At 72.4% G+C, this 2,512-nt stretch carries 3 protein-coding genes; 1 reads left to right on the top strand and 2 read right to left on the bottom strand.

The window, feature by feature from the left end:
• Positions 1–102: 102 nt before the first annotated feature.
• Together ACYVE9_RS22700 and ACYVE9_RS22695 are read right to left on the bottom strand one after the other, a co-directional pair.
• Positions 103–315: a hypothetical protein gene (locus tag ACYVE9_RS22700; protein ID WP_461029747.1), complete on the bottom strand. Its 213-nt coding sequence runs from the start codon at positions 313–315 to the stop codon at positions 103–105.
• Between the two features lie 19 nt (positions 316–334).
• Entirely contained in the window at positions 335–1,597 is a 1,263-nt protein-coding gene (locus ACYVE9_RS22695; RefSeq protein ID WP_461029746.1) for an inorganic phosphate transporter, read from the bottom strand.
• A gap of 223 nt (positions 1,598–1,820) precedes the next feature.
• Between ACYVE9_RS22695 and ACYVE9_RS22690 the strand changes: the two genes are divergently transcribed.
• Entirely contained in the window at positions 1,821–2,486 is a 666-nt protein-coding gene (locus ACYVE9_RS22690) for a class II aldolase/adducin family protein (RefSeq protein ID WP_461029745.1), read from the top strand.
• The last annotated feature ends 26 nt before the right edge of the window (positions 2,487–2,512 follow it).

Here is a 2,512-nt window from a genome sequence, read left to right as displayed (position 1 = left end):
CGGCCGCGCTTGTCCGTGCTGTGGCCGCGCTGGGCCCGCTGTGGTGCCGGACGTGCCGTCGTGCCCGGTCGTGCCGGTCGCGGTCAGGCCGTGCCGGTCGCGTCAGGCCGCGATGATGTAGATGCCGTAGGCCACGGCGACCGCGCAGAGCCCGAAGCTGAGGTACGCGCCGGTCCGGCCGAGCACGGTCGGCGAACCGTCCGCGCCGCGGGCGGACGAGCCGACGATGCCGAGCGTGAAGACGCCCACCAGGGCGAGCGTCGCCACCAGGCTCACGCCGAAGACCTGGCCGAGTGCGACCCAGTCGATGTTCATCGTTTCCGGTTCCTTCCGGTTACGGGGCGGTCGTGGCCGCCGGGCGGGCGGTCTCCGACGGGTCCTCGGGCGTACCCGCCCCGGTCTCCCGCGCGTCGGCGGACTGGGACGGCACGACGGCCGGCGGGGCGACCGCCTCGACGGCGGCCTCGACCACTCCGGCCTGCTCGCCGCCGGGCTCCGTCTCGTTGACGTTGGTGTGGTCGACGACCTCGCGGCGGGAGGCGATCCAGATGGCCGCACAGGCTGCCACGGCGAGCACACCGACCGCGGTGACGCCCCAGTCGCCCAGCTCCGCGAGGAGCGTGGCGAGGGCCGCGACCAGGCCCGCGGCCGGCAGCGTCAGCCCCCAGGCGGCGAACATCCGGTTGGCGGTGCTCCAGCGGACCACGCCGCCCTTGCGGCCCAGTCCCGAACCCATCACCGAGCCGGAGCACACCTGCGTCGTGGAGAGCGCGAAGCCCAGGTGCGAGGAGGCCAGGATGGTGACGGCCGAACTGGTCTGCGCGGCGAAGCCCTGCGGCGGCTGGATGTCGGTCAGTCCGCGTCCCATCGTGCGGATGATCCGCCAGCCGCCCAGGTAGGTGCCGAGCGCGATGGCGATGCCGGCGGAGGCGATGACCCACATCGGCGGGTCGGCGTTGGCGCCGAGCGCGCCGCCCGAGATCAGCGCCAGGGTCATCACGCCCATGGTCTTCTGCGCGTCGTTGGTGCCGTGCGCCAGCGAGACGAGCGCGGCGGACGTGATCTGTCCCGCCCGGTAGCCCTTCGCGCTGCGCTCGTGGTCGGCCTTGCGGGCGGCCCGGTAGGTGAGGCGGGTGGCGAGCATCGCGGCCACACCGGCGACGACCGGAGCGATGAACGCGGGGATCAGCACCTTGGTGAGAACGGCGTCCATGTGGATCGCGCCGACGCCCACCGAGGCGATGGTGGCGCCCATCAGGCCGCCGAACAGGGCCATCGAGGAACTGGAGGGCAGGCCCGCCAGCCAGGTCAGCAGATTCCACAGGATGGCTCCGACCAGACCCGCGAAGATCACTTCGGGCCGGATGCCGGCGGTCTCGTCGATGATCCCCTTGGAGATGGTCGAGGCCACCTCCACCGACAGGAACGCTCCGACCAGGTTCAGCACCGCGGACATGGCCACCGCCGCCTTGGGCTTCATCGCCCCGGTGGAGATGGTGGTGGCCATGGCGTTGGCCGTGTCGTGGAACCCGTTCGTGAAGTCGAACACCAAGGCCGTGACGATCACGATCCCGATGAGAAGCGTGATGTGTTCCATTCACCCGGCAATCAGTTTCGGCAGCAAGAGGCTCCGCGAACGTAAGGACAGTGAGTGAACGGAAAGTGAACTGGGGCGGGCTTTGCGGTGTCTCTCCGCGAGGCTGTGCGTGACGGCAGGTGACGCACCGCCGTCACCGCCGGTCAGAGGCCTGCGAGCCGCGTTCCCGCCGGTGCGGGGGAGACCCCCGTCACCCCGGCGGATTAGAGTGCCCGGCCAGGAGGTGGGGCGCGTGCGGGAGGACTGGCGACAGGCCTGGTCACAACTGGTGCTGACGGCCCGGCGGACCGTGGCGGACGGCCTGGTGGTGGGAACGTCGGGCAACGTCTCGGTACGGGTCGCGGAGGACGCCGTACTGGTCACGCCGTCCGGGGTGCCCTACGCCGATCTCGGCCCCGAGGAGCTGTGCGCGGTCGGACTCGACGGCCGGCAGCTCGCCGGAGAGCTCACCCCGACGAGTGAACTGCCGCTGCACCTCGCCGTGTACCGGCACACCCCGGCGGGAGCCATCGTGCACACCCACGCCGTGCACGCCACCGCGGTGTCCACTCTGGTCGAGGAGGTGCCGGCCGTCCACTACATCGCCGGCGCCCTCGGCGGGCCGGTACGGGTGGCCCCCTACGCGCCGTACGGCAGCGACGAACTCGCCGCGCACGCCCTCACCGCGCTGACCGACCGCACCGGCTGCCTGCTGCGCAACCACGGCACGCTCACCCACGGCGCCGACCTCGCGCAGGCCCTGGACCGGACCGCGCAACTGGAGTGGCTGTGCCGGGTGTGGCTGGCCGCCTCCTCCGTTCCCGGCCGGACCCCCGCGCTGCTGCCGCCCGGCGAACTGGAGCGCACCGCGGTACGTATGCGCGACTACGGCCGCCGACGCCCCACCTGACCGCGCGGACGCAGCACGCGGTGCCG

Source organism: Streptomyces sparsus (genome assembly GCF_054776295.1).
Note: the sequence above shows the minus strand (reverse complement) of the source record. Positions and strands in the feature narration are given on the sequence as shown.